At 31.2% G+C, this 648-nt stretch carries 1 pseudogene; it reads left to right on the top strand.

Features of this window, described 5'->3' with window-relative positions:
• A pseudogene (locus Q0762_RS13905) lies at positions 1–648 on the top strand (hypothetical protein); the annotation flags it as partial.

Genomic DNA, 648 nt, shown 5'->3' with positions numbered 1-648 from the left:
AAGTATCAATAATTTAACAAGTTTAAAAGACTTTAGAGCAACAGGTAATAGAATAGCTGGTGATATTAATATCAGTAATATAAATACTTTAACAAATTTACATTTTCGAGATAATAGAATAAGTGGATTAAAATTAGGAAAAGAACCATTTCCAATTTATTTAACAAACAACCCAAATTTAAGTTGTATTGAGGTACCTACTTCAGATGTTGCCAATTGGGAAAACAGTAATTATAATACAACCACGTATTTAGACAATGGAGTTGCTTTTAGTGATAATTGTACAGGGTTTAGAGTTCCACAAATGGAAAGAGAAGCGTTGATTGCTTTTTATAATTCGACAGGAGGAGGAACAGATTGGACCGGACAATTTTGGGATACAGATTCAAACAGTTTAAGCAATGTTGGCGCTTGGGATGGGGTAACTACAGCTTTAGTAAACGGACAAAAGCATGTTGTTAAAATAGAGTTTTATAATAGAAATTTAACTGGATTTGTACCTTCAGAGATAAAAGATTTAACAGAGTTGCAAGAACTAATTTTATGGTATAATGGAAGTTCAAATTTAACAGAGTTAAAGCCAGAGATTGGCGAGTTAAGCAAATTAACCAAATTAGATTTAACCGGTAATAACTTAACAAGTTTACC

The organism is uncultured Polaribacter sp., assembly GCF_947495205.1.
Taxonomy (GTDB): domain Bacteria; phylum Bacteroidota; class Bacteroidia; order Flavobacteriales; family Flavobacteriaceae; genus Polaribacter.
The sequence above is the reverse complement of the archived record's forward strand: the minus strand, read 5'-3'. Positions and strand labels throughout refer to the sequence as shown.